Here is a 24,129-nt window from a genome sequence, read left to right on the forward strand (position 1 = left end):
GTCGTGATCAGATGCCGAGCCAGGCCTTGCGACGCGCGGCGATCTCGCCTTCGACGTTCATCAGGCTCAGGCTCCAGGTGTCAGCGGGCGGGGCTTCCGGCGTGAAGCTCAGTTGCAGGAGTTCATCGTCGCGGAACAGCGTCAGCGTGTAGGGTTTCCCGGGCTGCAGGGCCTGCAGCCGCGTCGACCAGTTGGCCAGGCCGATGCGCAGGCCGTCGATGGCCAGCAGCTGATCGCCGGCGCAGAGGCCGGCACGCTGCGCCGGGCTGTCTTCCAGCACCAGCGCCACGCGCGTGTCCCCGGCCTTGAGCTTGAGGCCCGCGTAGCAGCGCGGCGCCTCGCCGGCGACGCTGCCGCCGTTGTCGTGATCGGAATAGGCCGCGCGCCGCTGCGCCTGCACGCCGAATTCGCCGAGCAGCTGCGCCAGCGGCAGTTCCTGCGTGGAGCGCAGGGCCAGATCGAAGAAACCGCGCAGATCCATGCCGGAGACTTCCTGGGCCAGCTGTTCCAGGCCGCCCTCCGGCATGGCGATGCCTTGCGCGCCATAGCGCTGCCAGGCGGCACGCAGCACATCGTCCAGGCAGAGCCGGGTGTCGCGGCGCAGCAGCAGATCCAGGCATAGCGCCGCCAGAGCCCCTTTGACGTAGTAGCTCACACCCGAGTTGGCGCTGTTTTCGTCCGGCTGGTAGTACTTGATCCAGGCCTCGAAGCTGGCGTCCGCGAGACTCTGGTGGCGTCGTCCCGGGCTGCGCTCCAGGCGCGTGGCCTGCTCGGCCAGCAGATCGAGATAGGCGCCGGCCTCGATCAGGCCGGCGCGCAAGAGGAACAGGTCGTCGTAGTACGAGGTGACGCCTTCGTAGTGCCAGAGGTCCTGGGTGTAGGCCTCGCTGCCCAGATCGGAGGCAGCCAGACGCTCGCTGGTGATGCGCTTGACGTTCCAGAGGTGGAAATACTCGTGGCTGCACAGACCGAGAAAACCGCGATAGTCGCGACTCGTGCGCGCATCGCCCGGGCGTGGCAGATCATGGCGCGAGCAGATCAGCGCCGTGGAATCGCGATGCTCCAGGCCGCCGTAGCCATTGGCCACCACATGGGTGAGAAACAGGTATTGCGGCAGCGCCGGCTGCTGGCCGAACAGCTCGCGCTCGACGTGGCAGATGGCGCTCAGATCGCGCGCCAGACGCGGCAGATCGGCTTCGGCGCGGCCCGAGAGCACCAGGGCATGCGGCACGCCATCCACGTCGAAATCGACGCGCTGGAAATCCGCCATCTCCACCGGATGGTCGATCAGCTCCTCGTAGCCCAGGGTGTGATAAAGCCCGAAGCCCCGCGTATCGACTTGCTGCGCGGGCAGCGTGGTGGCGACGCGCCAGCGCGCCGCCTGCGCATCTTCGGGTGCGCGCAGCTCGATCTCGAATTCCGCCTGCTCGAAGCCGGCCGGGCAGTAGAACAGCGAGCTGCCGTTGAAAAACCCCCGGCGGCTGTCCAGCCAGGCCTTGCGCACCGACTCGTCGTAGGCATAGACGCGATAGCGCAGAAGCAGCGGGCCGGCGCTGCGCGCGCAGCGCAGCGAGCGCTTGTCCAGGCGCTCGATGGCCAGCGGCCGCCCCTGGCAGCTGGCTTCCAGATCCAGCACATGCTTGGCGAAGTCGCGCACCAGATAGCTGCCCCGCAGCCAGCCGGGCAGGCGGAACACCTGGCCGCCTGCGTCCGGCGCGGCCAGCTCGCAAGCGATCTCGTAGTAGTGCCCGTGCAGATCGGCGGGCGTAACGGTGTAGCGGACGGAGGCGGTCACGAACGATGGCAGTCGGTTTTTCTCGCGGCCTATTATGCCTGCAGGCTCGCGCAGTGCCGGCGATTGGGTATGCTCGCGCTCATGAGTGAAGCCTCGTTCCCGCGCCGGCTGCGGCACAGCCGCCCGCTGCCGATGATTGCGATGCCCGCAGGAGCGCTGCGGGTGGGCACTGCCGCGCGCCGGCACGCAGTCCGGCGTGCACACGGGACGCCACCCGCATGAGCCTGAGCCGCTGGCGCGATAGCGGCGCGCACTTCACCTTCCACAACTACTCGATTTTCTATCAGGCGCACGGGCAGGGTGATGTGGCGCTGCTGCTGCTGCACGACTTCCCCACCGGCTCCTGGGACTTCGAGCCGATGTGGCCGGCGCTGATCGCCGGCTTTGAGCAGGTGCTGGCGCCCGATCTGCTGGGCCTGGGTTTTTCCGACAAGCCGGCCGGGCATCGCTACAGCCTGGGTGAGCAGACCGATCTGTGCGTCGCGCTGCTGCGGGAGCGCGGCGTCACGCGGGTCCACCTGCTGGCGCATGGCTACGGCGTGAGCATTGCGCAGGAACTGCTGGCGCGGATGCAGCAGGCGGACGGTGCGCAGCTACCGCAGGTGCAAAGCTGCGTGTTTCTCAACGGTGGCCTGTTTCCGGAGCTGCATCGCTTAAGCCCGATCCAAAAGCTGCTGCGCAGTCCGCTGGGTTCTCTGCTGGTGCGCTTCGGCGGCGAGCGCCGCTTCAACCGTTCGTTCTGCGCGGTGTTCGGTGCGCAGACCCAGCCTGGTCCCATCGAGCTGCATGACTATTGGACGCTGATGTGCCGGCAGAACGGACGGCGCGTGCTGCGCAGGCTGCTGGCCTATGTGGCCGAACGGCGGCGCCATCGCGAACGCTGGGTTGGCGCCATGCAGAGCACCACGGTGCCGCTGCTGCTGATCTGCGGTCAGGCCGATCCGGTTGCGGGCGATGAAACCGCCGCGCGCTTTGCGCAAGTGCTGCCCGCTGCCGAACGGGTGCTGCTGGAAGGCATCGGTCATTATCCGCAGTTGGAAGCGCCGGATCGCGTCATCCGTGCATTTTTCGACTTCCACCGTCGGCACAGCGGCTTGACCTGGCCGCGACGCTGACGGCATTGTGATATTGGCCGATTCCGGATGTTCAGGTCGGACTCAGCGGGGCGAACTAGATTGCGCGACCTATGCAACCACTGTCTCATCGAAGGGGGCTTCACATGAAAACCAAATTTTTACGCTGTTCGCTCGCGTCGCTGACGCTGGTGCTGGCGCTGAGTGCCTGCAACAAGCCGCAGGAAGCGCCGCCGCCGGTCACGGATCCGGCCGCGCAGGCGCCCGCCGCCGAGCCCGCGCCCGCACCGGCTGCGGAACCGGCTCCCGCGCCCGAACCGGCGCCGGCCCCCAAGCCGAAGCACAAGCCCAAGCCGCAGCCGCAGGCCAGCTATGAGCCCGCGCCGCAGCCGGCCGCGCCCGCCGTCTGTTACGACTGCGGCACGATCGCCAACATCACCGAGGTGCGTCAGGCGGGGCAGGGCAGCGGCGCCGGTGCGGTGCTGGGTGGCGTTGCCGGCGGCGTCGCCGGGCATCAGATCGGCAAGGGCAAGGGCAATGACGTCGCCACCGTGGCCGGCGCCCTGCTGGGTGCCTATGCCGGACACAAGGCTGAGCAGCAGATCCGCGCGGCCACCACCTATGACGTGACCATCTCCATGGAGGCGGGCGGCTCGCGCACCATCAATGTGCCGGCGCTCAATGGTCTGGCGGTGGGTCAGCCCGTGCGCGTGGACGGCAACAGCATCGCGCCGCGCTGAAGGCTGCGGCTGTTTCCGGCCGCGGCAGGTCTGAGCAGACCTGCCGCGGCTTTTTGTTTTTGAGTACCCTAGCGCCCCTTTTTTCAAGCAGCGGGCGAGGCAGGCCATGAAGGTTCTGGTGATTGGTGGCGGCGGACGCGAGCACGCCCTGGCCTGGAAGCTTGCGCAATCGCCGCGCATTTCCGAGGTGCTGGTGGCGCCCGGCAATGCCGGTACCGCCCGTGAGGCGCGCTGCCGCAATCTGCCGATTGCCGTGGAAGACGTGCCGGCACTGCTGGCCGCCGCCCAGGCCGAAGGCGTGGCCTTTACCGTGGTCGGCCCCGAAGCGCCGCTGGCCCTGGGCGTGGTCGACGCCTTCCAGGCCGCCGGCCTGCGCATCTTCGGGCCGCGCCGCAATGCCGCGCAGCTGGAGGCCTCCAAGGCCTTCACCAAGGATTTTCTCGAACGCCACCGCATTCCCACGGCGCAGTACCGCGTGTTCACCGAGGTTGAGCCGGCGCTGGCCTATATCGCCGCGCGCGGCGCGCCCATCGTGGTCAAGGCCGACGGTCTGGCCGCCGGCAAGGGTGTGGTGGTGGCGCAGAGCGTGGCAGAGGCCCAGGCCGCGGTGCGCGACATGCTGGGCGGCGCGATGCTCGGCCAGGCCGGCGCGCGCGTGGTCGTCGAGGATTTCCTCGACGGCGAGGAGGCCAGCTTCATCGTGGTCGCCGCCGGCCAGGACTATGTGGTGATGCCCTCCTCGCAGGATCACAAGCGCATCGGCGACGGTGACAGCGGCCCGAATACCGGCGGCATGGGCGCCTACTCGCCGGCGCCGGTGGTGACGCCCGAGGTGCACGCGCGGGCCTGCCGCGAGGTGATCGAGCCGACGCTGCGCGGCATGGCCGCCGAGGGCGCGCCCTTCACCGGCTTTCTCTACGCCGGCCTGATGATCAACGGCCGCGGCGAGCCGCGCGTGCTGGAGTTCAATGTGCGCATGGGCGATCCGGAAACCCAGCCGATCCTGTTCCGCCTCGACTCCGATCTGCTGGACCTGCTCGAAGCTGCCGTCGACGGCACGCTGGCGCAGGCACAGCCGCGCTGGAGCCCGCAGCCGGCACTGGGCGTGGTGATGGCGGCCGGCGGCTATCCCGGCATCATCCGCAAGAACGACGTCATCAGCGGCCTGGACGCGGATCTGGGCGCGGCCAAGGTCTTCCACGCCGGCACCACGCTGGCGGACGGTCAGGTGCAGACCAGCGGCGGGCGCGTGCTCTGCGTCGTGGCGCGCGGCGAAACAGTGCGTGCCGCCCAGCAGACCGCCTACGCTGCCGTGGCAAAAATTCACTGGCAGGGCGTGCAGTACCGGCGTGATATCGGCTATCGCGCCATCGCCCGCGAAAATTAAATATCGCGCCGAGGCGCGATTCTTCTTGACGCGCGCCGGGGTGGTGAAGAGAATACCGCCCCCCGATTGGGCTCTTGCAGCGAGCATCAGGCGGGGTGCGGAGGGATACTCAAGCGGCCAACGAGGGCAGACTGTAAATCTGCTGGCTTACGCCTACGGTGGTTCGAATCCACCTCCCTCCACCATTTTGAATTGCTGCAGTGCTGTGCGTGTGAAGTGGCGGGAAAGGGCGGGTGTAGCTCAATGGTAGAGCAGAAGCCTTCCAAGCTTCCTATGAGGGTTCGATTCCCTTCACCCGCTCCAGCCTTGGCTGTTGTGTAGATAAAGTTTCGCCCACGTAGCTCAGTCGGTAGAGCACACCCTTGGTAAGGGTGAGGTCGATGGTTCGATTCCATTCGTGGGCACCATACAAACGGCGGACGCGGTCCTTGGCAAAGGGGCGCGGCCGCTTTTCGCATTGCTGTTTATCCGGCCCGATTGGGCCCAGCGTTTGAGCTAAAGACGGAGACTTCGCGATGGCAAAGGGTAAGTTTGAGCGTACGAAGCCGCACGTGAACGTGGGCACGATTGGCCACGTGGACCACGGCAAGACGACGACGACGGCGGCATTGACGAAGGTGTCGTCGGACAAGTTTGGTGGCACGTACGTGCCCTACGACCAGGTGGCGAAGGCGTCGGAGAGCCAGGGCCGTCGCGATGCGACGAAGATTCTGACGATTGCGACCTCGCACGTGGAATATGAGACTGCGGGCCGTCACTACGCGCACGTGGACTGCCCTGGGCATGCCGACTACGTGAAGAACATGATCACGGGCGCGGCGCAGATGGACGGCGCGATTCTGGTGGTGTCGGCGGTGGACGGCCCGATGCCGCAGACGCGCGAGCACGTGCTGCTGGCCAAGCAGGTGAACGTGCCGAAGATCGTGGTGTGGCTGAACAAGTGCGACCTGGTGGAAGACGCTGAGCTTCTGGACCTGGTCGAGATGGAAGTGCGCGACCTGTTGAGCAAGTACGGTTTTGACGGCGACAACACGCCGGTGATCCGTGGCTCGGCGACGAAGGCGATTGCGGGCGAGGCGGAGTGGGTTGCCAAGCTGCAGGAGCTGTACGACGCGCTGGACAGCTGGATTCCGGAACCGCAGCGCGAGACGGACAAGCCGTTCCTGCTGCCGATCGAAGACGTGTTCTCGATCTCGGGCCGCGGCACGGTGGTGACGGGCCGCATTGAGCGCGGCATCGTGAAGGTGGGCGAGGAAGTGGAGATCGTGGGTATCCGCGACACGCAGAAGACCATCGTCACGGGCGTTGAGATGTTCCGCAAGCTGCTGGACCAGGGGCAGGCGGGCGACAACGTGGGCATTCTGCTGCGCGGCACGAAGAAGGAAGACGTGGAGCGCGGCCAGGTGCTGTGCAAGCCGGGCACGATCAAGCCGCACGCCAAGTTTGAGGGCGAGGTGTACGTGCTGACGAAGGAAGAGGGCGGCCGTCACACGCCGTTCTTCAAGGGCTATCGTCCGCAGTTCTACTTCCGCACCACGGACGTGACGGGCAGCATCCAGTTCAGCCAGGAAATGGTGATGCCGGGTGACAACGTGCAGATGACGGTGGAGCTGATCAGCCCGATCGCCATGGAAGACGGTGTGCGCTTCGCCATCCGCGAGGGCGGCCGTACCGTCGGCGCCGGCGTCGTCACCAAGATCCTGGCCTAAGTTTCATCCAGGATCGCGAACAAGCCACTGCGGGCCGGCCTACCTAAACCGCCCAGGCCCGCAGCGGTTTCGCAAAACGCTTTACAAATAGTCGGGGCGCGACTAATATTCGCGCCCCTTTTGTTCCCCGCTCTTTAAACCGGAAACCAAAGCATGGCCGCGACCAGCCAATCTATTCGCATCCGGCTCAAGGCATTTGACCATCGTCTGATTGATAAGTCGGCGAAGGAAATTGTCGAGACCGCGAAGCGCACCGGTGCCGTCGTCCGTGGGCCGATCCCACTGCCCACTCGCAAGGAACGCTTCACCGTCCTCGTCTCCCCGCACGTTGATAAAGACGCGCGTGACCAATACGAGATCCGCACGCACAAGCGGCTCATGCAGATCGTCGACCCGACGGAAAAGACCGTCGACGCCCTGTCCAAGCTCGACTTGCCCGCGGGCGTCGAAGTCCAGATCTCGCTGAGCTAATAGGAGACAAGGACCATGACGATTGCAATTGTGGGCCGCAAGGCCGGCATGACCCGAGTCTTCCAGGAAGACGGTTCTGCCATTCCGGTGACGGTGATCGAGTGCACGCCCAACCGCGTGACTCAAGTCAAAACGGTGGAAACCGATGGTTACCGCGCTGTACAGGTGGCCGTGGGTGAAGAAAAGCCGGGTCGCGTCAACAAGGCGCTGACCGGCCACTACAAGAAGGCTGGCGTCGCCGCCGGCCGTGGCCTCTGGGAAATCCGTCTCGCCGAAGGCGAGGGTGCGGATCTGACCACGGGCGCCGAGATCAAGGTGGGCGTGTTCGACGGCATCAAGGCTGTCGACGTGACCGGTGTGTCGAAGGGCAAGGGCTTCGCCGGTGTGCAGAAGCGCTGGAACTTCGGCGGCGGTCGCGCCACGCACGGTAACTCGCTGTCGCACCGCTCGCCGGGTTCTATCGGTCAGCGTCAGGCGCCGGGCCGTGTGTTCAAGGGTAAGAAGATGGCGGGCCACATGGGTTCGGATCGCGTTACGGCGCTGAACCTGGATCTGGTCCGCATTGATACGGATCGCAACCTTCTGCTGGTGAAGGGCGCGGTGCCGGGCGCAACGAATGGCGATGTCATCGTGCGCCCCACGGTGAAGGCATAAGGCTCACTGGGGAAAAACGGCTATGGATATTCAACTGCATAACAGCACCAACACTCTGAGCGTGTCGGACGCCGTCTTCGGCGCCGAGTACAACGAGCCGCTGATTCACCAGGTGGTCACCGCCTACATGGCGGCCGGCCGCGCTGGTACCAAGGCGCAGCTCGCCAAGGGCGAGGTTTCCGGCGGCGGCAAGAAGCCCTGGAAGCAGAAGGGCACCGGCCGTGCCCGCGCCGGCTCGATCCGCTCTCCCATCTGGCGTGGCGGCGGCAAGACCTTTGCGGCCGTGCCGCGCGATCACTCGCAGAAGGTCAACCGCAAGATGTATCGCGGCGCCCTGCGCTCGATCGTCGCCGAGCTGGCCCGTCAGAACCATCTGATCGTGGTCGACACCTTCCCGGTGGAAGCCGCCAAGACCAAGGCTCTGGCTGCGCGTCTGGCCGAGCTGGGCGTCCAGGACCTCCTGATCGTCACCGGCGAGCTGGACAAGAACCTCTTCCTTTCGGCCCGCAACCTGCCGCATGTCGCGGTCTGCGATGTCGAAGCCCTCAATCCCGTCGCCCTGCTGCGCCATGAGAAGGTGCTGATCACGGCCGACGCGGTCAAGAAGCTGGAGGCCTGGCTGCAATGAGCAAATTCAAGACCTCGGCCGATCGTCTGCATCAGGTCATCATCGCACCGGTCATCTCTGAGAAGAGCACCCGCGTGTCCGAGAAGCGCAACCAGGCGGTGTTCAAGGTTGCCCTGGATGCCGAAAAGCCGGAAATCAAGAAGGCCGTCGAGAAGCTTTTCAACGTCAAGGTCAGCGCGGTGCGCACCCTGGTGGTGAAGGGCAAGAACAAGCGCTTCGGCCGTTTTGAAGGCAAGCGCTCCGACTGGAAGAAAGCCTACGTCACGCTCGCGCAAGGCCAGGAGATCGAACTCCTGAGCGGCGCGGCCGCCTAAAGAGGATACCGACCATGCCATTGGTCCAGCTCAAACCGACGTCGCCGGGTGCGCGCCACCAGGTCCGGGTGGTCACCCCCGGTCTGTGGAAGGGCGAAGCCCACGCGCCGCTGCTCGAAAAGCAGAGCCGCTCGGGCGGCCGCAACAACAACGGCCACATCACCACCCGTCACAAGGGCGGTGGTCAGAAGCAGCACTATCGTCTGATCGACTTCAAGCGCAACAAGGACGGCGTGCCCGCCCGCGTCGAGCGTCTGGAGTACGACCCCAACCGCAGCGCCCACATCGCGCTGCTGTGCTACGCCGACGGCGAGCGCCGCTACATCATCGCGCCGCGCGGCGTGGCGGTGGGCGACACCCTGCTCTCGGGCAGCGACGCGCCGATCAAGGCCGGCAACGCCCTGCCGCTGCGCAATATCCCCATCGGTTCCACCGTGCATTGCGTGGAGCTGCGTCCCGGCAAGGGCGCGCAGATCGCGCGCAGCGCCGGCGCCGCCATCCAGCTGGTCGCCCGCGACGGCGAATACGCCACCATCCGCCTGCGTTCCGGCGAGATGCGCAAGGTGCAGTCGGATTGCCGCGCGGTGGTGGGTGAAGTCGGCAACAACGAGCACAACCTGCGCCAGTACGGCAAGGCCGGCGCCAAGCGCCACAAGGGCATCCGCCCGACGGTGCGCGGCGTGGTCATGAACCCGGTGGATCACCCGCACGGTGGTGGCGAAGGCCGCTCCGGTCAGGGTAACCCGCATCCGGTTACGCCGTGGGGTCAGCAGACCAAGGGCCTGAAGACCCGCAACAACAAGCGCACGCAGAAGTTCATCGTGCGCAGCCGCCACTCCAAGAAGTAAGCAGGTATAGCCATGCCGCGTTCCGTAAAGAAGGGCCCGTTCGTGGATCACCACCTCGCCAAGAAGGTGGAAGTCATGTCGGGTCAGCGCGTCAAGAAGCCGATCAAGACCTGGTCGCGCCGTTCGATGATCACGCCCGATTTCGTCGGGCTGACCATCCAGGTGCACAACGGCAAGACCCACATGCCGGTGTTCGTCACCGACAACATGGTCGGTCACAAGCTCGGCGAATTTGCGCCGACCCGTACCTTCAAGGGTCACGGCGACAAGAAGTCCGAAGGCTAAGGATCAGCAGCCATGCAGACGCAAGCCATTTTGAAGTTCGTTCGCCTGTCGCCGAAGAAGGCGCGCGCGATCGCCGACCTGGTCCGCGGCAAGCCCGTGGACGAGGCGCGCAACATCCTCAAGTACTCCACGCGCAAGCCGGCCCGCATCCTGTTCAAGGTGCTGGAGTCCGCCATTGCCAACGCCGAGAACAATCACGGCGCCGACGTGGACGAGCTGAAGGTCAAGGAGATCTACATCGACCAGGGGCCGGTGCTCAAGCGCATCATGCCCCGCGCCAAGGGTCGTGCGGATCGCATCCTGAAGCCGACCAGCCACATCACGATCAAGGTTTCGGACGGCCATTAAGGCCCGCGTTACGAGAGAGCGAACTCATGGGTCATAAAGTCAATCCGAACGGTTTTCGTCTGGGCATCACCACGTCCTGGACCTCGAACTGGTACGCCGAGCGCAAGGTCTACAGCGAGAACCTGCTGAAGGACATGCAGGTGCGCGATTTCCTGCGCAACAAGCTGTCGCAGGCCTCGGTCTCGCGCATCCAGATCGACCGCCCGGCGAAGTCGGCGCGCGTCACCATCCACACCGCCCGTCCCGGTATCGTGATCGGCAAGAAGGGTGAGGACATCGAGAAGCTGAAGGGCCAGGTCGCCAAGATGATGAATCTGAAGACCGACTCCGTGCACATCTCAGTCGAGGAAATCCGCAAGCCGGAACTCGACGCCAAGCTGATCGCCGACAGCGTCGCGCAGCAGCTGGAGCGCCGCATCATGTTCCGCCGCGCCATGAAGCGCGCGGTGCAGAACGCGATGCGCCTGGGTGCGGGCGGCATCAAGATCCAGGTTGGCGGCCGTCTCAACGGCGCTGAAATCGCCCGCGTCGAGTGGTATCGCGAAGGCCGCGTGCCGCTTCACACCCTGCGTGCCCACGTCGACTACGCCACCGGCGAAGCCAAGACCACCTACGGCGTCATCGGCGTCAAGGTCTGGGTGTTCACCGGCGAAGTCTTCGAATCCGACCGCCGTGGCGACAAGAAGGACGAGGCCTCCGAGGCCCGTGCCTCCTAAGACCCCGACGCAACAGTCTTAACGGGAAGAACACTGCCATGATGCAGCCCAAGCGAACCAAGTTTCGCAAACAACGCAAAGGTTCCAACACCGGTATGGCCTTGGTCGGTAACAAGGTCAGCTTCGGTGAGTGGGGTCTGAAGTCGACCGAACCCGGCCGCGTCACCGCGCGCCAGATCGAAGCCGCGCGCCGCGTGATCACGCGCTACATCAAGCGCGGCGGCAAGGTCTGGATTCGCGTGTTTCCGGACGTGCCGGTCACCAAGAAGCCTCTGGAAGTCCGCATGGGCTCCGGCAAGGGCAACGTCGAGTACTGGGTCGCCAAGGTGCAGCCCGGCAAGGTGCTCTACGAAATGGAAGGCGTCGATGAAAACACCGCGCGCGAGGCATTCCGCCTGGCCGCGGCGAAGCTGCCCGTGAAGACCAGCTTCGTCAACCGGACGATCATGTAATGGCCAAGTCAACCGAATACGTGAAGTCCCTGCGTGGCAAGGACGAAAAGGCGCTGGGCGAGGAAGTCGCCGCGCTGCGCCGCGAGCAGTTCAATCTGCGCATGCAGCAGGCCACCGGCCAGGCGGTGAAGCCGCATCTGGTGCGTGAGGCCCGCAAGAATATTGCGCGCGTGAAGACCATCGCGCAGCAGGTGAAAGCGAAATGAGCGAGCAAACCGAAACCAAGAGCCAGCGCCGCATCGTCGGTCGCGTGGTGAGCAACAAGGGCGACAAGACCATTACGGTCCTGGTCGAGCGCACCGAGCGCCATGCGTTGTACGGCAAGCTGCTGCGCCGCTCCACCAAGCTGCGCGCGCATGACGAGACCAACGCGTGCAAGGAAGGCGACACCGTGGCGATCGTGGAAACGCGCCCGCTGTCAGCCACCAAGCGCTTCCGCCTCGTTGAAATCCTGAAGACCGGTTCGGCCGCCTAAGAGCGCAGGAGCACACGCCATGATTCAACAGGAAAGCTTTCTGCTCGTCGCCGACAACAGCGGCGCGCGCGAAGTGCAGGTGATTCAGGTCAAGGGTTCCACCTACCGCCGTTACGCGGCCGTTGGCGACCTGATCAAGGTCACCGTCAAGGACGCGATTCCGCGCGGCAAGGTCAAGAAGGGTGAGGTGCATGACGCGGTGGTCGTGCGCACGCGCTTCCCGATCAAGCGCGCCGACGGCTCGGTGATCCGTTTCGACAGCAACGCTGCGGTGCTGCTGACCAACAAGCTGGAGCCGCTGGGCACCCGTATCTTCGGACCGGTGACGCGCGAACTGCGCGACCGCTTCATGAAGATCGTGTCGCTGGCGCCCGAAGTGATCTGAAGGTAGAGCGATCATGAGCAAGATCAAGAAAGGCGACGAGATCGTCGTCATCACCGGCAAGGACAAGGGTCGTCGCGGCAAGGTGACCCAGGTACTGGCCAGCGGCAAGGTTGTCGTCGAAGGCGTCAACGTTGCCAAGAAGCACCAGCGCGGCAACCCCAACGCGGGCGTGGCCGGTGGCATCGTCGAGAAGGAAATGCCCATCGACATTTCCAATGTCGCGATCTTCAACCCGAAGACCGGCAAGGGCGACCGCATCGGCTATCGCGTCGAAAGCACCGGTGAGAAGCGCCGCAAGGTGCGCATTTTCAAGTCCAGCCAAGAGCTGGTGGACGGCTAAGGTAGAAAGCCATGGCGACTCTGCAAACCCTGTATCGCGAGAAGCTGGCCTCGCAGCTGCAAACGCAGCTCGGCGTCGGTGCGATGGAAGTGCCGCGCATCACCAAGATCACGCTCAACATGGGCGTGGGTGAAGCGACCAACGACAAGAAGATCATCGAGAAGGCGGTGGAAGACATGACCGCCATCGCCGGCCAGAAGCCGGTGATCACCAAGACCCGCATCGCCATCGCCGCCTTCAAGGTGCGCGAGAACTATCCGGTGGGCGTCAAGGTGACGCTGCGCCGCGAGAAGATGTACGAGTTCCTGGAGCGCCTGATCTCCGTCGCCCTGCCCCGTATCCGCGACTTCCGCGGCATCTCGGCGCGCGGCTTCGATGGCGCCGGCAACTTCAACTTCGGCATCACCGAGCAGATCATCTTTCCGGAAATCGAGTACGAAAAGGTCGATGCGCTGCGCGGCATGAACATCACCATCACCACCACGGCGAAGACCGACGAGCAGGGCAAGGCGCTGCTCGAAGCGTTCAGCTTCCCGTTCCGCAAGTAAGGCAGACATCACATGGCCAAGACCAACATGATCGAGCGCGAGAAGAAGCGCGCTGCCCTGGCTGCGAAGCACGCCAAGAAGCGCGCCGCGCTCAAGGCGACCATTTCCAGCGTGACCGCTTCGGACGACGACAAGGCCGCCGCCGTGGTCGCGCTCCAGAAGCTGCCGCGTGATTCGTCCAAGAGCCGCCAGCGCAAGCGCTGCCAGCTCACCGGCCGCTCGCGCGGTGTGTATCGCAAGTTCGGCCTCGCGCGTCACAAGCTGCGCGAAGCCGCCAACCGCGGCGAAGTGCCGGGCCTGAAGAAGGCGAGCTGGTAAGAGGACTAGAAGCATGAGCATGACCGATCCGATCGCCGACTTCCTGACCCGCATCCGCAACGGGCAGTCCGCGCGCAAAAAGCAGGTGACCTCGCCCTCGTCCAAGATCAAGGAATCGATCGCGGCGGTGCTGAAGGATGAAGGCTACATCGCCGATTACGCGGTGGTGGCCGACGGCGCCAAGAAGACCATCAGCCTGACCCTGAAGTACTTCGAGGGCAAGCCGGTGATCGAGCGCATCGAGCGCGTGTCCAAGCCGGCGCTGCGCGTGTACAAGGGCAAGGACGAACTGCCCAAGGTGCTTGGCGGCCTGGGTGTCGCCATCGTCTCCACGCCCAGCGGTGTGCTGAGCGATCGCAAGGCGCGCGCTGCCGGTCTCGGTGGCGAGGTGCTGTGCATCGTCGCCTAAGGAGAATTCAATGTCCCGCGTTGCCAAATCCCCGGTCAAGCTGCCTGCCGGTGTGCAAGTTTCCAAGACCGGCGGCCTGCTGACGGTCAAGGGCGCCAAGAGCGCCGTGGTCGTCAATGTGCCGGCCAAGGTCGAGATCGAAGTGCAGGGTGACACCGTCACCGTCAGCGCCGCCTCGGTGGCTGCCGACAACATGATGGCCGGCACCTTCCGCGCCCTGCTCAACAACGCCGTGGTCGGCGTGAGCAAGGGTTACGAGAAGAAGCTGAACCTGGTGGGCGTGGGTTATCGCGCCGCCACCGCCGGCAAGAAGCTCAACCTGTCGCTGGGCTTCTCGCACCCCATCGAATACCCGATTCCCGAAGGCATCACGGTGGAAACGCCGACGCAGACGGAAATCATCGTCAAGGGTGCGGACAAGAAGATGGTCGGCCAGGTTGCCGCCGACATCCGCGGTTTCCGTCCGCCGGAGCCCTATAAGGGCAAGGGCGTGCGTTACTCCACCGAGAAGGTGGAACTCAAGGAAGCGAAGAAGAAGTAACGCGCTCGCGTGGTTCGTCCACCTTCGGACGGCACTGCGCAGATGGGCCGTACTTAATCCCGCAAACATTTTGGTCAGAACCAAAAAGTTGGAATCATGAAGGACAAAAAGCAGATCCGCCTGCGCCGTGCCCGCCGCACGCGCGCCCATATCCGCGAGCTGGGTGTGCATCGCCTGGCCGTGCATCGCACGCCCAAGCACATCTATGCGCAGATCATCGCGCCGGATGCCAGCGTCACGGTCGTGGCCGCCTCCACCGTCGAGAAGTCGGTGGTCGAAGGCCTGGAAGCGACCGGCAACGTCGAAGCCGCCAAGAAGGTGGGCGAGGCGATTGCCGCACGCGCCAAGGAAAAGGGCATCACCAAGGTCGCGTTCGACCGCGCGGGTTTTCAGTATCACGGCCGCATCAAGGCCCTGGCCGACGCCGCGCGTGAAGCCGGCCTGGAGTTCTAAGTCATGGCGAATCAGCAGCATTTCGACGAACAGCAGAGCGGCGGCGATCTCAAGGAGAAGCTGATCGCGGTCAACCGCGTGTCCAAGACGGTCAAGGGCGGCAAGCAGTTCGCCTTCACCGCGCTGACCGTGGTGGGCGACGGCGCCGGTCGCGTCGGCTTCGGTTATGGCAAGGCGCGCGAAGTGCCGCAGGCCATCTCAAAGGCCATGGACCAGGCGCGCAAGAACATGGTGACGGTGCCGCTCAAGGGCCTCACCGTGCAGCACGAGAACTGGGGTACGCATGGCGCCGCCAAGGTGTTCGTGCGTCCGGCCTCGGACGGTACCGGCGTGATCGCCGGCGGTGCGATGCGCGCCGTGTTCGAAGTGGCCGGCGTGCAGAACGTGCTCGCCAAGGCCCTGGGTTCGCGTAATCCGATCAACCTCGTGCGCGCCACCATGAACGCGCTGACGAAGATGAATCTGCCGTCTGAAATTGCCGCCAAGCGTGGCAAGACGGTCGAAGAAATCCTCCGCTAAGACTTTTAGGAACCGGTCATGACCGCCAATAAACAGCTGAAGCTGACGCTGATCCGCAGCCTCGCCAAGCGCCTGCCGGTGCACCAGCAGTGCGTGCGCGGCCTGGGCCTGACCCGCCGCCACCAGACGGTGACGGTGGCCGCCACCCCGGAGAACCTGGGCATGGTGCGCAAGGTCTCCTACATGCTGCAGATCGAAGAAGTCGTCTGAGCACGAACCGCAACGCGGAAAGTACGAACATGAAACTCAATACCATCAAGCCGGCCAAGGGCGCCAAGACCAAGAAGGTCCGCGTTGCCCGTGGTATCGGTTCGGGCATCGGCAAGACCGCCGGTCGCGGCCACAAGGGTCAGCACGCACGCAAGGGCGGCTACCACAAGCTGGGCTTCGAAGGCGGCCAGATGCCGATCCAGCGTCGTCTGCCCAAGCGCGGCTTCAAGTCGCCGATCAAGGCCCTGACAGCGGAAGTGCGCCTCTCCGAGCTGGAAAAGCTCAAGGCCGACGAGATCGATCTCGCCGTGCTCAAGGCTGCCAGCGTGGTGCCGGCGATCACCGAGACCGCCAAGGTCATCAAGAGCGGCACGCTGACCCGCAAGCTCGCCCTCAAGGGCGTGCTGGTCACCAAGGGCGCGAAGGAAGCGATCCTCGCCGCCGGCGGTAGTGTTGAGTAAGGGACTTCGGTCATATGGCTAAAGCACCGGGAGCGCCGGGCGGTTCGATGGTTCCTGATCTGGGCAAGATCGGGGAGGTGCGCAATCGCCTCCTGTTTTTGCTCGGCGCGATCATCGTGTTCCGCATTGGCAGCTTCATCCCGGTGCCGGGCATCGACCCGGTGCAGCTGGCGGCGCTTTTCAACAAGAGCCACGGCACCATCCTGGACATGTTCAACATGTTCTCGGGCGGTGCCCTGCATCGCCTGTCGATCTTCGCTCTGGGCGTGATGCCGTACATCTCGGCGAGCATCATCGTGCAGCTGATGGCCACCATCGTGCCGCAGCTCAAGGAACTGAAGAAGGAAGGCGAGTCCGGCCGCCGCCAGATCACCAAGTACACGCGCTACGGCACGCTGGCACTGGCGATCTTCCAGTCCTTCGGCGCGGCGCTGGCGCTGCAGAAGTCGGGCGTGGCGATCAACCCGGGCTTCAGCTTCCTGTTCGTGGCGACGATCACCCTGGTGACCGGCACCATGTTCCTGATGTGGCTGGGTGAGCAGATCACCGAGCGCGGCATCGGCAACGGCATCTCGATGATCATCTTCGCCGGCATCGTCGCGGGCTTCCCGCGCGCGCTCGCCGCCACCGCGCAGCTGGTCAGCGAAGGCTCGATCGGCGGCTTCACGGTGCTGGTGGTGCTGGCACTGGTGGCGCTGGTGACCTGGGGCGTGGTGTTCTTCGAGCGCGCCCAGCGCCGTATTCCGATTCACCATGCGCGCCGTCAGCAGGGCCGCCGCATCTTCGCGGCGCAGACCCAGCATCTGCCGCTCAAGCTCAACATGTCGGGCGTGATTCCGCCGATCTTCGCCTCGTCGATCATCCTGTTCCCGGCTTCGCTGGTGCAGTTCTTCGGCAATGGCGGTGCGACCGGCGGTCTGGCGGGTTTCCTGCAGAAGCTGGCCAATGCGCTCTCGCCCGGCCAGCCCCTGTACACTCTGCTGTACGGTCTGCTGATCATCTTTTTCTGCTTCTTCTACACCGCGCTGGTGTTCGACTCGCGCGAGACCGCCGAGAACCTGAAGAAGTCCGGCGCCTTCATTCCTGGCGTGCGCCCTGGCGCGATGACCGCGAAGTACATCGACACCGTGCTGACCCGTCTGACCGTGGTGGGCTCGGTGTACATCCTGGTGATCTGCCTGGTGCCGGAAATCCTGCGCTCGGCGGTCAGCGCGGTGCCCTTCTACTTCGGCGGCACCTCGCTGCTGATCACGGTGGTCGTGGTGATGGATTTCATGGCGCAGCTGCAGGCGCATCTGATGTCGCACCAGTACGAAGGCCTGATGAAGAAGGCCAATCTGAAGTCCCTGGGTCCGGTCTGATCCGCTGGCCGCAACCCTTCGTTTAGCTCAAGAGGTCCATCATGAAAGTCCGTGCATCGGTCAAGAAAATCTGCCGGAATTGCAAGGTCGTCCGCCGTAATGGCGTGGTCCGTATCCTCTGCACCGACCCCCGCCATAAGCAGCGGCAGGGCTGAGACCCGCAAAGCGCCGAAGGCGTTTGGCGGGTTTTGGGTCACGCCATGGATGGTGTGGCTGGGGCCAGATCAGGCGGTGTGGTCTCGCCAAGGATGGCCCAGGCAAGGCAGTAAAAGGTTGTGAAGTTGGACAGGCGCTGTAGTTTCAATATAATGCGCGGCTTTTCGCGCGTTTGGCACCCATAATCGAGGTTTAACATGGCACGTATCGCGGGCGTTAACATCCCGGATAGGAAGCACACGGTGATCGCCTTGCAGGCGATCTACGGCATCGGCAAGACCCGCGCAAAGGAAATCTGCGAGGCTGCCGGCATCAATCCCACGGTGCAGATCCGCACCCTGACCGAAGGCGAGCTGGAAAAGCTCCGCGCCGAGGTCGGCAAGTTCACGGTTGAAGGCGATCTGCGCCGTGAAGTCTCGATGAGCATCAAGCGCCTCGTCGATCTGGGCTCGTATCGCGGTCAGCGCCACCGCCGTGGCCTGCCGGTGCGCGGTCAGCGTACCCGCACCAACGCCCGTACCCGCAAGGGTCCGCGTCGCGGCACCGTTGCCACCAACAAGAAAACCTGATTGAGGACGGGACTCGCAAATGGCTAATCCGAATCAGGCCGCAGCGGCCAAGCGCAAGAAGGTCAAGAAGAACGTCACCGATGCGGTGGCGCATATTCATGCCTCCTTCAACAACACCATCATCCTGATCACCGACCGTCAGGGTAACGCCCTGTCGTGGAGCACCTCGGGTGCTGCGGGCTTCAAGGGCTCGCGCAAGTCCACGCCGTTCGCCGCGCAGGTCGCCGCCGACAAGGCCGGCCAGGCTGCCGCCGAACACGGCGTGAAGAACCTCGAAGTGCGCGTCAAGGGCCCCGGCCCGGGCCGCGAATCCGCGGTGCGTGCGCTCAACGCCGCCGGCTTCAAGATCACCAACATCACCGACGTCACGCCGATCCCGCACAACGGCTGCCGCCCGGCCAAGCGCCGCCGCGTGTAAGGAGTAAAGAACAATGGCTCGTTACATTGGCCCCAAGTGCAAGCTGTCCCGCCGTGCCGGCACCGACCTGCTGCTGAAGTCGCGCGCCCGCGCCATCGACAGCAAGTGCAACATGGAAACCCGCCCGGGTCAGCACGGCGCCGTCAAGCCGCGTCTGTCCGACTACGCCCTGCAGCTGCGCGAGAAGCAGAAGCTCAAGCAGATGTACGGCGTGCTGGAGCGTCAGTTCCGCAACTATTACAAGAAGGCCTCGTCGCGTAAGGGCGCCACCGGTCTGCTGCTGCTGCAGCTGCTGGAAACCCGCCTGGACAACGTGGTCTATCGCCTGGGCTTCTCGCGCACCCGCGCCGAGGCCCGTCAGCTGGTCTCGCACAAGTCGGTCGCGGTGAACGGCAAGCTGGTCAACATCCCCTCTTACGAGGTGAAGGCCGGCGACGTCATCGAGATCGTCGAGTCCTCGCGCAAGCAGTCGCGCATCGTCGAAGCGCTGTCGATCGCCACGCAGGCCGGCCTGCCGGACTGGGTGGACGTCGATGAGAAGGGCCTGAAGGGCACCTTCAAGGCGGTTCCGACCCGCGACCAGATCCTGCCGGACATCAACGAGGCGCTCGTCGTCGAGTTGTACTCGAAGTAAGACCCGGCTCTCAAAGTCACGAGGTACATCATGCAGAACGTTGTCGCAGACCTGCTCAAGCCGCGCCAGATCGAAGTCGAAGCTGTGTCGCCCAACCACGCCCGCGTGGCGCTGGAACCGATGGAGCGCGGCTTCGGCCATACGCTGGGCAATGCCCTGCGCCGCATCCTGCTATCGTCCATCCCCGGCGCTGCCATCACCGAGGTGCAGATCGACGGTGTGGTGCACGAGTACAGTGCGGTGGAAGGCGTGCAGGAGGATGTCATCGACATCCTGCTGAACATCAAGAACATCGCCATCCGCATGCATGCCCGCGATGAAGCCACCCTGCGCCTGGAGAAGTCCGGCAAGGGCCCGGTGACCGCCGCGGACATCAAGCTCGATCACGATGTGGAAATCGTCAACCCCGATCTGGTGCTCGCGCACCTGACCGGCGGCAAGCTGTCGATGACCCTCAAGGTCACGCGCGGCCGCGGCTATGTGCCGGCGGTGAGCGTGGTGCGCGAGGAAGAGTCGCGCGGCGTGGGCGTGCTGAAGCTGGACGCCAGCTACAGCCCCGTGCGTCGCGTCAGCTACGCGGTGGAGCGTGCGCGTGTTGCGCAGCGCACCGACCTCGACAAGCTGATCCTCGACGTCGACACCAACGGCGGCATCGACCCGGCGGAAGCCGTGCGTCTGGCCGCGCGCATCCTGCGTGATCAGCTCTCGGTGTTCGTGGATCTGGAAGCGGAGGCCGCGCAGTCGGCCAGCGCGCCGGGCAAGAAGGAACTCTCGCCCATCCTGTTCCGTCCCATCGACGATCTGGAACTCACGGTGCGTTCCGCCAACTGCCTCAAGGCGGAAAACATCTACTACATCGGCGATCTCGTGCAGCGCACGGAGATGGAGCTGATGAAGACGCCGAACCTCGGCAAGAAGTCGCTCAACGAAATCAAGGAAGCCCTCAAGGCGCACGAACTGGATCTCGGCATGAAGCTCGAGAACTGGTCCTCGCCCAAGGTGCCCGCCTAAGGTCTGAAGGAAGAATCAAGTCATGCGCCACAAGATGTCGGGCCGTACCTTCGGCCGCACCAGCAGCCACCGCAAGGCGACGATGCAGGCCATCGCCGTCGCCCTGTTCGAGCACGAGCTGATCAAGACCACCCTGCCCAAGGCCAAGGAGCTGCGTCGTCTGGCCGAGCCGCTGATCACCCGCGCCAAGACCGATTCCCTGCACAACCGCCGCATCGTGTTCTCGCGCCTGCGCGACCGCGACGCCGTGCAGAAGCTGTTCCAGGAAATCGGCCCGCGCTACCAGGCTCGCAACGGCGGCTACCTGCGTATCCTCAAGTGCGGCTTCCGCGCTGGTGACGATGCGCCGATGGCTTACGTCGAGCTGGTGGATCGCCCCAAGGCCAGCGAAGCGCCCGCGCAGCAGTAAGCGCGACTCGCAAGGAAACGGGCGCCTTCGGGGCGCCCGTTTTCGTTTCAGCGCGCCAGCATCAGGCCGATGCCCAGGCGCGTGATGCTGCGGTTGTAGTCGATCAGGCTCTCGCCGTAGCCGTTGAACACGTAGAAGTTCAGATACAGCGCATCGCCATAAGGCAGGCTGTAACTGAACTCCACGGCGCCCTTGCCCTCGCGCGGATTGCCCCGCAGCATCAGCGTGGCGTGCTGATCGTGGCCCAGCAGTTGCTGCAGGCGCAGCTCGCCATAACCGTAGTAGTGCGCGATGTCGGGGTTGTCGTCGCCGTCGGCGTCCTGCGCATCGCGCTTGGACTTCTCGGGAAGGCGATACCAGCTCTTCAGATGCAGCAGGGTCTGTTCGCTCTGCCAGTAGGTGGCCAGGGTCAGGCGGTTCCAGGAACGTGAGTCTGGCAGATCCTTGCCATTGGACTCGTGCTCGGCACCGACATCCAGACCGCAGCCCTCGCACAAGGCCAGCCGCGGCTGCCAGCGATAGAAGATCTCCGGGTCGTAATTGGTTTCGCGAAACGGCCGCGAGTCGGGGCCGTTGTAGATCTGCCAGAACGACTTCTGGGTGTAGGCGAAGAACACATTGCGGTTGAACAGGCGCAGCTTCAGGCTCAGCTGGAACTCGAACTCGGTCTGCCGGCCTTCGTACTGCGGGCTGTAGGTGGCCGGCATCATGAACATCGGGCGGTGCAGCGAGAGCCGGTTCCGGGTATTGACCAGGGTGAACTCGTCGCTGTCGCGCTGCAGATTGCTGAACAGCGATGAGCCCGCGTCGGGCGTTGCGGCGGCCTGCGTCGAGGCCTCGCCGCTGCCGACCTGATCCTTCTGCGGATCGGCTTCGTGCGCGCGGATCTGCGGACTGGCGATCAGCAGCATCAGGCCCAGCAGCGAGACGCGGTGGCGGCGCGGGGGCATGATCTCTCCTAACCTTGCATCAGGGCATCGACATACGGCCGCATCACGCGCTCCACGCGGCACAGGTGCGCGTAATGACGCAGCCTGGTGCGGTCCACCCGGTGCTGGGCCAGCGCGCTGCGCAGCGCGTCCACGGCGTTGTGCGGGCCGATCTTGTTGCGGAACTTGAACATGTCGGCCAGCGTCTTCTCCAGGCTGTACAGGCGCACTTCCACGCCATCGAGCAGATGCGTTTCCACGCCTTCGGTGAAGGCCGCATCACCCAGGCGCACCACGCGCAGCGCCGGCATGTCCAGGCGCGGCTTGGCGGCGCGCCGCTCGATGGCCACGCTCACCTCGCGGGGATTGGGCGGCAGCAGGCCATGAAAGCCCAGCGCCGATTGCAGGCAGATGACGCCACCTGGCACTGCGCGTGCGACCAGAGCCAGCGCCAGGTTGGGCGAGAGCCGGCGCTCGGGCGCCACATAGCTGCCGCGGCCCAGCTTCTTGAGCAGGCCTTTGTCGCAAAGGCGGCGCAGGTACTCGGCCTGGATGCCATGCGGCGCCAGGTCCTTGGGCCGCAGCACGCCAAGCTGGTGTACCAGCGTTAAGATGCGCTCGGACTTGCTCTGCTCATCCATCTGTGAGCAACAAAGGGAGTTTTGAATAAGTTTGTATATTTAAAAACATAATGGATTCGCAGGCAAGCGCGAACATTGTGCTTTCATGGACAGATTTTCGTCTTAACTTTTTATTTTTATTGATTTTTAAGGCAAAAGAAGCCGAATGCTGATCGATATGGCGCTGTTTCTGAGTGCGGCGGTGCTGTTCGTGCCGCTGTTCCGGCGCCTGGGTCTGGGGGCCGTGCTCGGCTATGTCGCCGCCGGCATCGTGATCGGTCCGGCCGGTTTCGGCTTCATCACCGAAGTCGAGAAAATCCTGCGTTTTGCCGAGTACGGCATCATCCTGCTGCTGTTCATCATCGGCCTGGAGCTGCAGCCCAGTCGCCTGTGGTCGATGCGCCGCGCCGTGTTCGGCTTCGGGGCGCTGCAGGTGGGCGCCAGCACGGCCCTGCTGGCCGCCGGCGCGCTGGCCCTGGGCTATGAGGCGCGCGCGGCGGTGGTGGCCGGCTTCGGCCTTGCCATGTCGTCCACGGCCCTGGTGCTGCAGATGCTTTCCGAGCGTCGCGAGCTGACCACGCGCCACGGCCGCATGGCCTTCGCCATCCTGCTGTTCCAGGATCTGAGCGTGATTCCGTTTCTGGCGCTGGTACCGCTGCTGGCGTCCGGATTGCCCACGCATCACGATGGTCACGGCTGGCTCACCGCCGCCAAGACGCTGGCGGTGTTCGCGGCGGTGGTGCTGGGTGGGCGCTATGCGGTGCGGCCGGTGATGCGGCGCGTGGCGGCGGCACAGACGCCGGAGCTGTTCACGGCGGCGGCGCTGCTGATCGTGATCGGCACCGCGCTGGCGATGGAAGCGGTGGGGCTGTCGATGTCGCTGGGGGCGTTTCTGGCCGGCGTGCTGCTCTCCGAATCCGAATACCGCCACGAGCTGCAGGCCGACATCGAACCCTTCAAGGGCCTGCTGCTGGGACTGTTCTTCATGGCGGTGGGCATGTCGGCCGATCTGCATGCCCTGATCGCCGAGCCTCTGCAGATCCTGGCCCTGGTGCTGGGTCTGATGCTGATCAAGGCGGCCGTACTCTGGCTGCTCGCGCGCCTGGCCGGCTTGTCCGGGGACGCGCCTTCGGCGCTGGCGGCCTCGCTGTGGCAGGGCGGCGAGTTTGCCTTCGTGCTGCTCTCGGCGGCGGTGAGCGCCGAAGTGCTGGATGCCACGCTGTCGGCGCGCCTGGTGCTGGTGGTGGTGCTGTCGATGATCCTGACGCCGCCGCTGTTCTCGCTGCATGTGAAGCTGCGCCAGCGCCGCGAGGCCCGGCCCTTCGACACCATCGACACCGAACCGCGCCAGGTGCTGATCATCGGCTTCGGCCCGTTTGCGCAGATCGTCGCGCGCCTGCTGCGCGTCAAGGGCATCACCTATACCGTGCTCGACAAGGATTCCGAGCAGGTGGATTTCGTGCGGCAGTTTGGTAACCAGGTGTTTTACGGCGACGCCAGCCGCCTGGATCTGCTGCGTGCCGCGCATGCCGAGAAGGCCGAATTCATGGTGCTGGCGATTCCCGAGGTGGAAGCCTCGCTGCATGTCGCCGAAGTGGTGCGCCGCAATTTTCCCCAGCTGCGCATCTTTGCGGTCGCCATCAACCGCAATCACGCCCTGCGCCTCATGGACCTGGGCGTGCACGAGGTGATCCGCCGCAGCTACTTCTCCTCGCTGGTGATGGCGCGCAAGCTGCTCGTCGATATGGGCGACACCGAGGAGTCGGCCAATCACGCCATCGAGCTGTTCCGCCGTCACGACGAACAGCTGCTGCGCCGCCAGCATGAGCTGCCGCATGAGGATGGCCTGAAGCTGGCGCAGACCGCGCGCGAGGCCGAGCAGGAGCTGCAGCAGCTGTTCGCCTCCGACCAGGCGGATCGGGAAGCGCGTCGCGCCTGAGCCC

36 protein-coding genes and 3 tRNA genes are annotated in these 24,129 nt (G+C 64.8%); 36 read left to right on the forward strand and 3 right to left on the reverse strand.

Translation table 11 applies throughout. The annotated features are described in order from the left end of the window. Window positions 1-7: 7 nt before the first annotated feature. Window positions 8-1,795, reverse strand: coding sequence for a M61 family metallopeptidase (locus tag BMY12_RS14785; protein WP_093287865.1), 1,788 nt, complete (start codon window positions 1,793-1,795; stop codon window positions 8-10). A 218-nt stretch (window positions 1,796-2,013) separates the two neighbouring features. Between BMY12_RS14785 and BMY12_RS14790 the strand changes: the two genes are divergently transcribed. From BMY12_RS14790 to rplQ, 35 genes are all read left to right on the forward strand, one after another. Further along, window positions 2,014-2,910 carry an alpha/beta fold hydrolase gene (locus BMY12_RS14790; protein ID WP_093287868.1) on the forward strand — a complete coding sequence of 299 codons (897 nt, stop codon included), beginning with the start codon at window positions 2,014-2,016 and terminating at the stop codon, window positions 2,908-2,910. Between the two features lie 104 nt (window positions 2,911-3,014). Further along, window positions 3,015-3,608, forward strand: a complete 594-nt coding sequence (locus BMY12_RS14795; protein WP_093287870.1) for a glycine zipper 2TM domain-containing protein — start codon at window positions 3,015-3,017, stop codon at window positions 3,606-3,608. 106 nt (window positions 3,609-3,714) lie between these two features. Beyond that, on the forward strand, window positions 3,715-4,995 hold the full coding sequence (gene purD / locus BMY12_RS14800; RefSeq protein WP_093287873.1) for a phosphoribosylamine--glycine ligase: 1,281 nt from the start codon (window positions 3,715-3,717) through the stop codon (window positions 4,993-4,995). Between the two features lie 99 nt (window positions 4,996-5,094). Then, window positions 5,095-5,180 (forward strand) — tRNA-Tyr (locus BMY12_RS14805). A 44-nt stretch (window positions 5,181-5,224) separates the two neighbouring features. Then, window positions 5,225-5,298 (forward strand) — tRNA-Gly (locus BMY12_RS14810). A gap of 28 nt (window positions 5,299-5,326) precedes the next feature. Continuing rightward, window positions 5,327-5,402: transfer RNA gene (locus BMY12_RS14815), tRNA-Thr, on the forward strand. 108 nt (window positions 5,403-5,510) lie between these two features. Continuing rightward, window positions 5,511-6,704 (forward strand): elongation factor Tu, encoded by a 1,194-nt coding sequence (gene tuf, locus BMY12_RS14820; protein ID WP_093287876.1) that lies wholly within the window; start codon window positions 5,511-5,513, stop codon window positions 6,702-6,704. A gap of 153 nt (window positions 6,705-6,857) precedes the next feature. Further along, the gene (gene rpsJ / locus BMY12_RS14825) at window positions 6,858-7,175 is read left to right on the forward strand and encodes a 30S ribosomal protein S10 (RefSeq protein ID WP_093287879.1); all 318 of its coding nucleotides are present in this window, start codon (window positions 6,858-6,860) and stop codon (window positions 7,173-7,175) included. Between the two features lie 15 nt (window positions 7,176-7,190). Then, on the forward strand, window positions 7,191-7,829 hold the full coding sequence (gene rplC, locus BMY12_RS14830; protein ID WP_093287882.1) for a 50S ribosomal protein L3: 639 nt from the start codon (window positions 7,191-7,193) through the stop codon (window positions 7,827-7,829). 22 nt (window positions 7,830-7,851) lie between these two features. Then, window positions 7,852-8,457, forward strand: coding sequence for a 50S ribosomal protein L4 (rplD, locus tag BMY12_RS14835; protein WP_093287885.1), 606 nt, complete (start codon window positions 7,852-7,854; stop codon window positions 8,455-8,457). Then, window positions 8,454-8,771 (forward strand): 50S ribosomal protein L23, encoded by a 318-nt coding sequence (gene rplW / locus BMY12_RS14840; protein ID WP_093287889.1) that lies wholly within the window; start codon window positions 8,454-8,456, stop codon window positions 8,769-8,771. Before rplD ends, rplW begins: the two co-directional genes overlap by 4 nt. 14 nt (window positions 8,772-8,785) lie before the next feature. Beyond that, window positions 8,786-9,619, forward strand: a complete 834-nt coding sequence (rplB, locus tag BMY12_RS14845) for a 50S ribosomal protein L2 (protein ID WP_093287892.1) — start codon at window positions 8,786-8,788, stop codon at window positions 9,617-9,619. A 12-nt stretch (window positions 9,620-9,631) separates the two neighbouring features. Next, window positions 9,632-9,904: a 30S ribosomal protein S19 gene (gene rpsS, locus BMY12_RS14850; RefSeq protein ID WP_093287895.1), complete on the forward strand. Its 273-nt coding sequence runs from the start codon at window positions 9,632-9,634 to the stop codon at window positions 9,902-9,904. 12 nt (window positions 9,905-9,916) lie between these two features. Continuing rightward, a complete protein-coding gene (rplV, locus tag BMY12_RS14855; protein ID WP_093287899.1) occupies window positions 9,917-10,252 on the forward strand; it encodes a 50S ribosomal protein L22 in 336 nt (111 codons plus the stop codon). A gap of 26 nt (window positions 10,253-10,278) precedes the next feature. Further along, entirely contained in the window at window positions 10,279-10,968 is a 690-nt protein-coding gene (gene rpsC / locus BMY12_RS14860) for a 30S ribosomal protein S3 (protein ID WP_093287902.1), read from the forward strand. 38 nt (window positions 10,969-11,006) lie between these two features. Continuing rightward, entirely contained in the window at window positions 11,007-11,420 is a 414-nt protein-coding gene (gene rplP / locus BMY12_RS14865) for a 50S ribosomal protein L16 (RefSeq protein ID WP_093287905.1), read from the forward strand. Continuing rightward, on the forward strand, window positions 11,420-11,626 hold the full coding sequence (rpmC, locus tag BMY12_RS14870; RefSeq protein ID WP_093287908.1) for a 50S ribosomal protein L29: 207 nt from the start codon (window positions 11,420-11,422) through the stop codon (window positions 11,624-11,626). Before rplP ends, rpmC begins: the two co-directional genes overlap by 1 nt. Then, on the forward strand, window positions 11,623-11,895 hold the full coding sequence (gene rpsQ, locus BMY12_RS14875) for a 30S ribosomal protein S17 (RefSeq protein WP_093287911.1): 273 nt from the start codon (window positions 11,623-11,625) through the stop codon (window positions 11,893-11,895). The genes rpmC and rpsQ overlap by 4 nt, the downstream gene beginning before the upstream one ends. Window positions 11,896-11,914: 19 nt before the next feature. After that, window positions 11,915-12,280, forward strand: coding sequence for a 50S ribosomal protein L14 (gene rplN, locus BMY12_RS14880; protein WP_093287914.1), 366 nt, complete (start codon window positions 11,915-11,917; stop codon window positions 12,278-12,280). A gap of 13 nt (window positions 12,281-12,293) precedes the next feature. Next, the gene (gene rplX / locus BMY12_RS14885) at window positions 12,294-12,620 is read left to right on the forward strand and encodes a 50S ribosomal protein L24 (protein ID WP_093287917.1); all 327 of its coding nucleotides are present in this window, start codon (window positions 12,294-12,296) and stop codon (window positions 12,618-12,620) included. Between the two features lie 11 nt (window positions 12,621-12,631). Continuing rightward, on the forward strand, window positions 12,632-13,168 hold the full coding sequence (gene rplE, locus BMY12_RS14890; protein WP_093287920.1) for a 50S ribosomal protein L5: 537 nt from the start codon (window positions 12,632-12,634) through the stop codon (window positions 13,166-13,168). Window positions 13,169-13,180: 12 nt separating this feature from the next. Continuing rightward, the gene (gene rpsN, locus BMY12_RS14895; protein WP_093287924.1) at window positions 13,181-13,486 is read left to right on the forward strand and encodes a 30S ribosomal protein S14; all 306 of its coding nucleotides are present in this window, start codon (window positions 13,181-13,183) and stop codon (window positions 13,484-13,486) included. 13 nt (window positions 13,487-13,499) lie between these two features. Beyond that, window positions 13,500-13,895, forward strand: coding sequence for a 30S ribosomal protein S8 (rpsH, locus tag BMY12_RS14900; RefSeq protein ID WP_093287927.1), 396 nt, complete (start codon window positions 13,500-13,502; stop codon window positions 13,893-13,895). Between the two features lie 10 nt (window positions 13,896-13,905). Continuing rightward, window positions 13,906-14,436, forward strand: coding sequence for a 50S ribosomal protein L6 (gene rplF / locus BMY12_RS14905; RefSeq protein WP_093287930.1), 531 nt, complete (start codon window positions 13,906-13,908; stop codon window positions 14,434-14,436). A 96-nt stretch (window positions 14,437-14,532) separates the two neighbouring features. Then, a complete protein-coding gene (gene rplR / locus BMY12_RS14910; protein WP_093287933.1) occupies window positions 14,533-14,889 on the forward strand; it encodes a 50S ribosomal protein L18 in 357 nt (118 codons plus the stop codon). Window positions 14,890-14,892: 3 nt separating this feature from the next. After that, window positions 14,893-15,408, forward strand: coding sequence for a 30S ribosomal protein S5 (gene rpsE, locus BMY12_RS14915; RefSeq protein WP_093287936.1), 516 nt, complete (start codon window positions 14,893-14,895; stop codon window positions 15,406-15,408). An 18-nt stretch (window positions 15,409-15,426) separates the two neighbouring features. Beyond that, window positions 15,427-15,618, forward strand: coding sequence for a 50S ribosomal protein L30 (rpmD, locus tag BMY12_RS14920; RefSeq protein WP_093287939.1), 192 nt, complete (start codon window positions 15,427-15,429; stop codon window positions 15,616-15,618). Window positions 15,619-15,647: 29 nt separating this feature from the next. Continuing rightward, on the forward strand, window positions 15,648-16,079 hold the full coding sequence (gene rplO / locus BMY12_RS14925) for a 50S ribosomal protein L15 (RefSeq protein WP_093287941.1): 432 nt from the start codon (window positions 15,648-15,650) through the stop codon (window positions 16,077-16,079). A 14-nt stretch (window positions 16,080-16,093) separates the two neighbouring features. Then, entirely contained in the window at window positions 16,094-17,440 is a 1,347-nt protein-coding gene (secY, locus tag BMY12_RS14930; protein WP_177189016.1) for a preprotein translocase subunit SecY, read from the forward strand. 41 nt (window positions 17,441-17,481) lie between these two features. Further along, entirely contained in the window at window positions 17,482-17,595 is a 114-nt protein-coding gene (gene rpmJ, locus BMY12_RS14935) for a 50S ribosomal protein L36 (RefSeq protein WP_020651319.1), read from the forward strand. Between the two features lie 198 nt (window positions 17,596-17,793). After that, the gene (gene rpsM, locus BMY12_RS14940; RefSeq protein ID WP_093287944.1) at window positions 17,794-18,165 is read left to right on the forward strand and encodes a 30S ribosomal protein S13; all 372 of its coding nucleotides are present in this window, start codon (window positions 17,794-17,796) and stop codon (window positions 18,163-18,165) included. Window positions 18,166-18,184: 19 nt separating this feature from the next. Continuing rightward, window positions 18,185-18,583, forward strand: coding sequence for a 30S ribosomal protein S11 (rpsK, locus tag BMY12_RS14945; protein ID WP_093287946.1), 399 nt, complete (start codon window positions 18,185-18,187; stop codon window positions 18,581-18,583). 13 nt (window positions 18,584-18,596) lie between these two features. Further along, the gene (gene rpsD, locus BMY12_RS14950; protein ID WP_093287949.1) at window positions 18,597-19,217 is read left to right on the forward strand and encodes a 30S ribosomal protein S4; all 621 of its coding nucleotides are present in this window, start codon (window positions 18,597-18,599) and stop codon (window positions 19,215-19,217) included. Window positions 19,218-19,247: 30 nt separating this feature from the next. Beyond that, window positions 19,248-20,228 (forward strand): DNA-directed RNA polymerase subunit alpha, encoded by a 981-nt coding sequence (locus tag BMY12_RS14955; RefSeq protein ID WP_093287952.1) that lies wholly within the window; start codon window positions 19,248-19,250, stop codon window positions 20,226-20,228. 22 nt (window positions 20,229-20,250) lie between these two features. Beyond that, the gene (gene rplQ, locus BMY12_RS14960) at window positions 20,251-20,637 is read left to right on the forward strand and encodes a 50S ribosomal protein L17 (RefSeq protein WP_093287956.1); all 387 of its coding nucleotides are present in this window, start codon (window positions 20,251-20,253) and stop codon (window positions 20,635-20,637) included. 47 nt (window positions 20,638-20,684) lie between these two features. Here the strand turns inward: rplQ and BMY12_RS14965 are convergent, their stop codons facing one another. Further along, window positions 20,685-21,587 (reverse strand): phospholipase A, encoded by a 903-nt coding sequence (locus BMY12_RS14965; RefSeq protein WP_093287958.1) that lies wholly within the window; start codon window positions 21,585-21,587, stop codon window positions 20,685-20,687. An 8-nt stretch (window positions 21,588-21,595) separates the two neighbouring features. Further along, a complete protein-coding gene (locus BMY12_RS14970) occupies window positions 21,596-22,207 on the reverse strand; it encodes a type IV toxin-antitoxin system AbiEi family antitoxin domain-containing protein (RefSeq protein WP_177189017.1) in 612 nt (203 codons plus the stop codon). A gap of 145 nt (window positions 22,208-22,352) precedes the next feature. Here BMY12_RS14970 and BMY12_RS14975 point away from each other — a divergent pair, with 145 nt between their 5' ends. After that, on the forward strand, window positions 22,353-24,125 hold the full coding sequence (locus BMY12_RS14975) for a monovalent cation:proton antiporter-2 (CPA2) family protein (protein ID WP_093287961.1): 1,773 nt from the start codon (window positions 22,353-22,355) through the stop codon (window positions 24,123-24,125). Window positions 24,126-24,129 lie beyond the last annotated feature (4 nt).

It is taken from the genome of Solimonas aquatica, assembly GCF_900111015.1.
Taxonomy (GTDB): Bacteria; Pseudomonadota; Gammaproteobacteria; order Nevskiales; family Nevskiaceae; genus Solimonas; species Solimonas aquatica.

Excerpts from the sequence above, each read along its gene's own strand:
- BMY12_RS14790 (WP_093287868.1), top strand. The coding sequence starts at position 2,014 with ATGAGCCTGAGCCGCTGGCGCGATAGCGGCGCGCACTTCACCTTCCAC.
- BMY12_RS14795 (WP_093287870.1), top strand. The coding sequence starts at position 3,015 with ATGAAAACCAAATTTTTACGCTGTTCGCTCGCGTCGCTGACGCTGGTG.
- purD (WP_093287873.1), top strand. The coding sequence starts at position 3,715 with ATGAAGGTTCTGGTGATTGGTGGCGGCGGACGCGAGCACGCCCTGGCC.
- tuf (WP_093287876.1), top strand. The coding sequence starts at position 5,511 with ATGGCAAAGGGTAAGTTTGAGCGTACGAAGCCGCACGTGAACGTGGGC.
- rpsJ (WP_093287879.1), top strand. The coding sequence starts at position 6,858 with ATGGCCGCGACCAGCCAATCTATTCGCATCCGGCTCAAGGCATTTGAC.
- rplC (WP_093287882.1), top strand. The coding sequence starts at position 7,191 with ATGACGATTGCAATTGTGGGCCGCAAGGCCGGCATGACCCGAGTCTTC.
- rplD (WP_093287885.1), top strand. The coding sequence starts at position 7,852 with ATGGATATTCAACTGCATAACAGCACCAACACTCTGAGCGTGTCGGAC.
- rplW (WP_093287889.1), top strand. The coding sequence starts at position 8,454 with ATGAGCAAATTCAAGACCTCGGCCGATCGTCTGCATCAGGTCATCATC.
- rplB (WP_093287892.1), top strand. The coding sequence starts at position 8,786 with ATGCCATTGGTCCAGCTCAAACCGACGTCGCCGGGTGCGCGCCACCAG.
- rpsS (WP_093287895.1), top strand. The coding sequence starts at position 9,632 with ATGCCGCGTTCCGTAAAGAAGGGCCCGTTCGTGGATCACCACCTCGCC.
- rplV (WP_093287899.1), top strand. The coding sequence starts at position 9,917 with ATGCAGACGCAAGCCATTTTGAAGTTCGTTCGCCTGTCGCCGAAGAAG.
- rpsC (WP_093287902.1), top strand. The coding sequence starts at position 10,279 with ATGGGTCATAAAGTCAATCCGAACGGTTTTCGTCTGGGCATCACCACG.
- rplP (WP_093287905.1), top strand. The coding sequence starts at position 11,007 with ATGATGCAGCCCAAGCGAACCAAGTTTCGCAAACAACGCAAAGGTTCC.
- rpmC (WP_093287908.1), top strand. The coding sequence starts at position 11,420 with ATGGCCAAGTCAACCGAATACGTGAAGTCCCTGCGTGGCAAGGACGAA.
- rpsQ (WP_093287911.1), top strand. The coding sequence starts at position 11,623 with ATGAGCGAGCAAACCGAAACCAAGAGCCAGCGCCGCATCGTCGGTCGC.
- rplN (WP_093287914.1), top strand. The coding sequence starts at position 11,915 with ATGATTCAACAGGAAAGCTTTCTGCTCGTCGCCGACAACAGCGGCGCG.
- rplX (WP_093287917.1), top strand. The coding sequence starts at position 12,294 with ATGAGCAAGATCAAGAAAGGCGACGAGATCGTCGTCATCACCGGCAAG.
- rplE (WP_093287920.1), top strand. The coding sequence starts at position 12,632 with ATGGCGACTCTGCAAACCCTGTATCGCGAGAAGCTGGCCTCGCAGCTG.
- rpsN (WP_093287924.1), top strand. The coding sequence starts at position 13,181 with ATGGCCAAGACCAACATGATCGAGCGCGAGAAGAAGCGCGCTGCCCTG.
- rpsH (WP_093287927.1), top strand. The coding sequence starts at position 13,500 with ATGAGCATGACCGATCCGATCGCCGACTTCCTGACCCGCATCCGCAAC.
- rplF (WP_093287930.1), top strand. The coding sequence starts at position 13,906 with ATGTCCCGCGTTGCCAAATCCCCGGTCAAGCTGCCTGCCGGTGTGCAA.
- rplR (WP_093287933.1), top strand. The coding sequence starts at position 14,533 with ATGAAGGACAAAAAGCAGATCCGCCTGCGCCGTGCCCGCCGCACGCGC.
- rpsE (WP_093287936.1), top strand. The coding sequence starts at position 14,893 with ATGGCGAATCAGCAGCATTTCGACGAACAGCAGAGCGGCGGCGATCTC.
- rpmD (WP_093287939.1), top strand. The coding sequence starts at position 15,427 with ATGACCGCCAATAAACAGCTGAAGCTGACGCTGATCCGCAGCCTCGCC.
- rplO (WP_093287941.1), top strand. The coding sequence starts at position 15,648 with ATGAAACTCAATACCATCAAGCCGGCCAAGGGCGCCAAGACCAAGAAG.
- secY (WP_177189016.1), top strand. The coding sequence starts at position 16,094 with ATGGCTAAAGCACCGGGAGCGCCGGGCGGTTCGATGGTTCCTGATCTG.
- rpmJ (WP_020651319.1), top strand. The coding sequence starts at position 17,482 with ATGAAAGTCCGTGCATCGGTCAAGAAAATCTGCCGGAATTGCAAGGTC.
- rpsM (WP_093287944.1), top strand. The coding sequence starts at position 17,794 with ATGGCACGTATCGCGGGCGTTAACATCCCGGATAGGAAGCACACGGTG.
- rpsK (WP_093287946.1), top strand. The coding sequence starts at position 18,185 with ATGGCTAATCCGAATCAGGCCGCAGCGGCCAAGCGCAAGAAGGTCAAG.
- rpsD (WP_093287949.1), top strand. The coding sequence starts at position 18,597 with ATGGCTCGTTACATTGGCCCCAAGTGCAAGCTGTCCCGCCGTGCCGGC.
- BMY12_RS14955 (WP_093287952.1), top strand. The coding sequence starts at position 19,248 with ATGCAGAACGTTGTCGCAGACCTGCTCAAGCCGCGCCAGATCGAAGTC.
- rplQ (WP_093287956.1), top strand. The coding sequence starts at position 20,251 with ATGCGCCACAAGATGTCGGGCCGTACCTTCGGCCGCACCAGCAGCCAC.
- BMY12_RS14965 (WP_093287958.1), bottom strand. The coding sequence starts at position 21,587 with ATGCCCCCGCGCCGCCACCGCGTCTCGCTGCTGGGCCTGATGCTGCTG.
- BMY12_RS14970 (WP_177189017.1), bottom strand. The coding sequence starts at position 22,207 with ATGGATGAGCAGAGCAAGTCCGAGCGCATCTTAACGCTGGTACACCAG.
- BMY12_RS14975 (WP_093287961.1), top strand. The coding sequence starts at position 22,353 with ATGCTGATCGATATGGCGCTGTTTCTGAGTGCGGCGGTGCTGTTCGTG.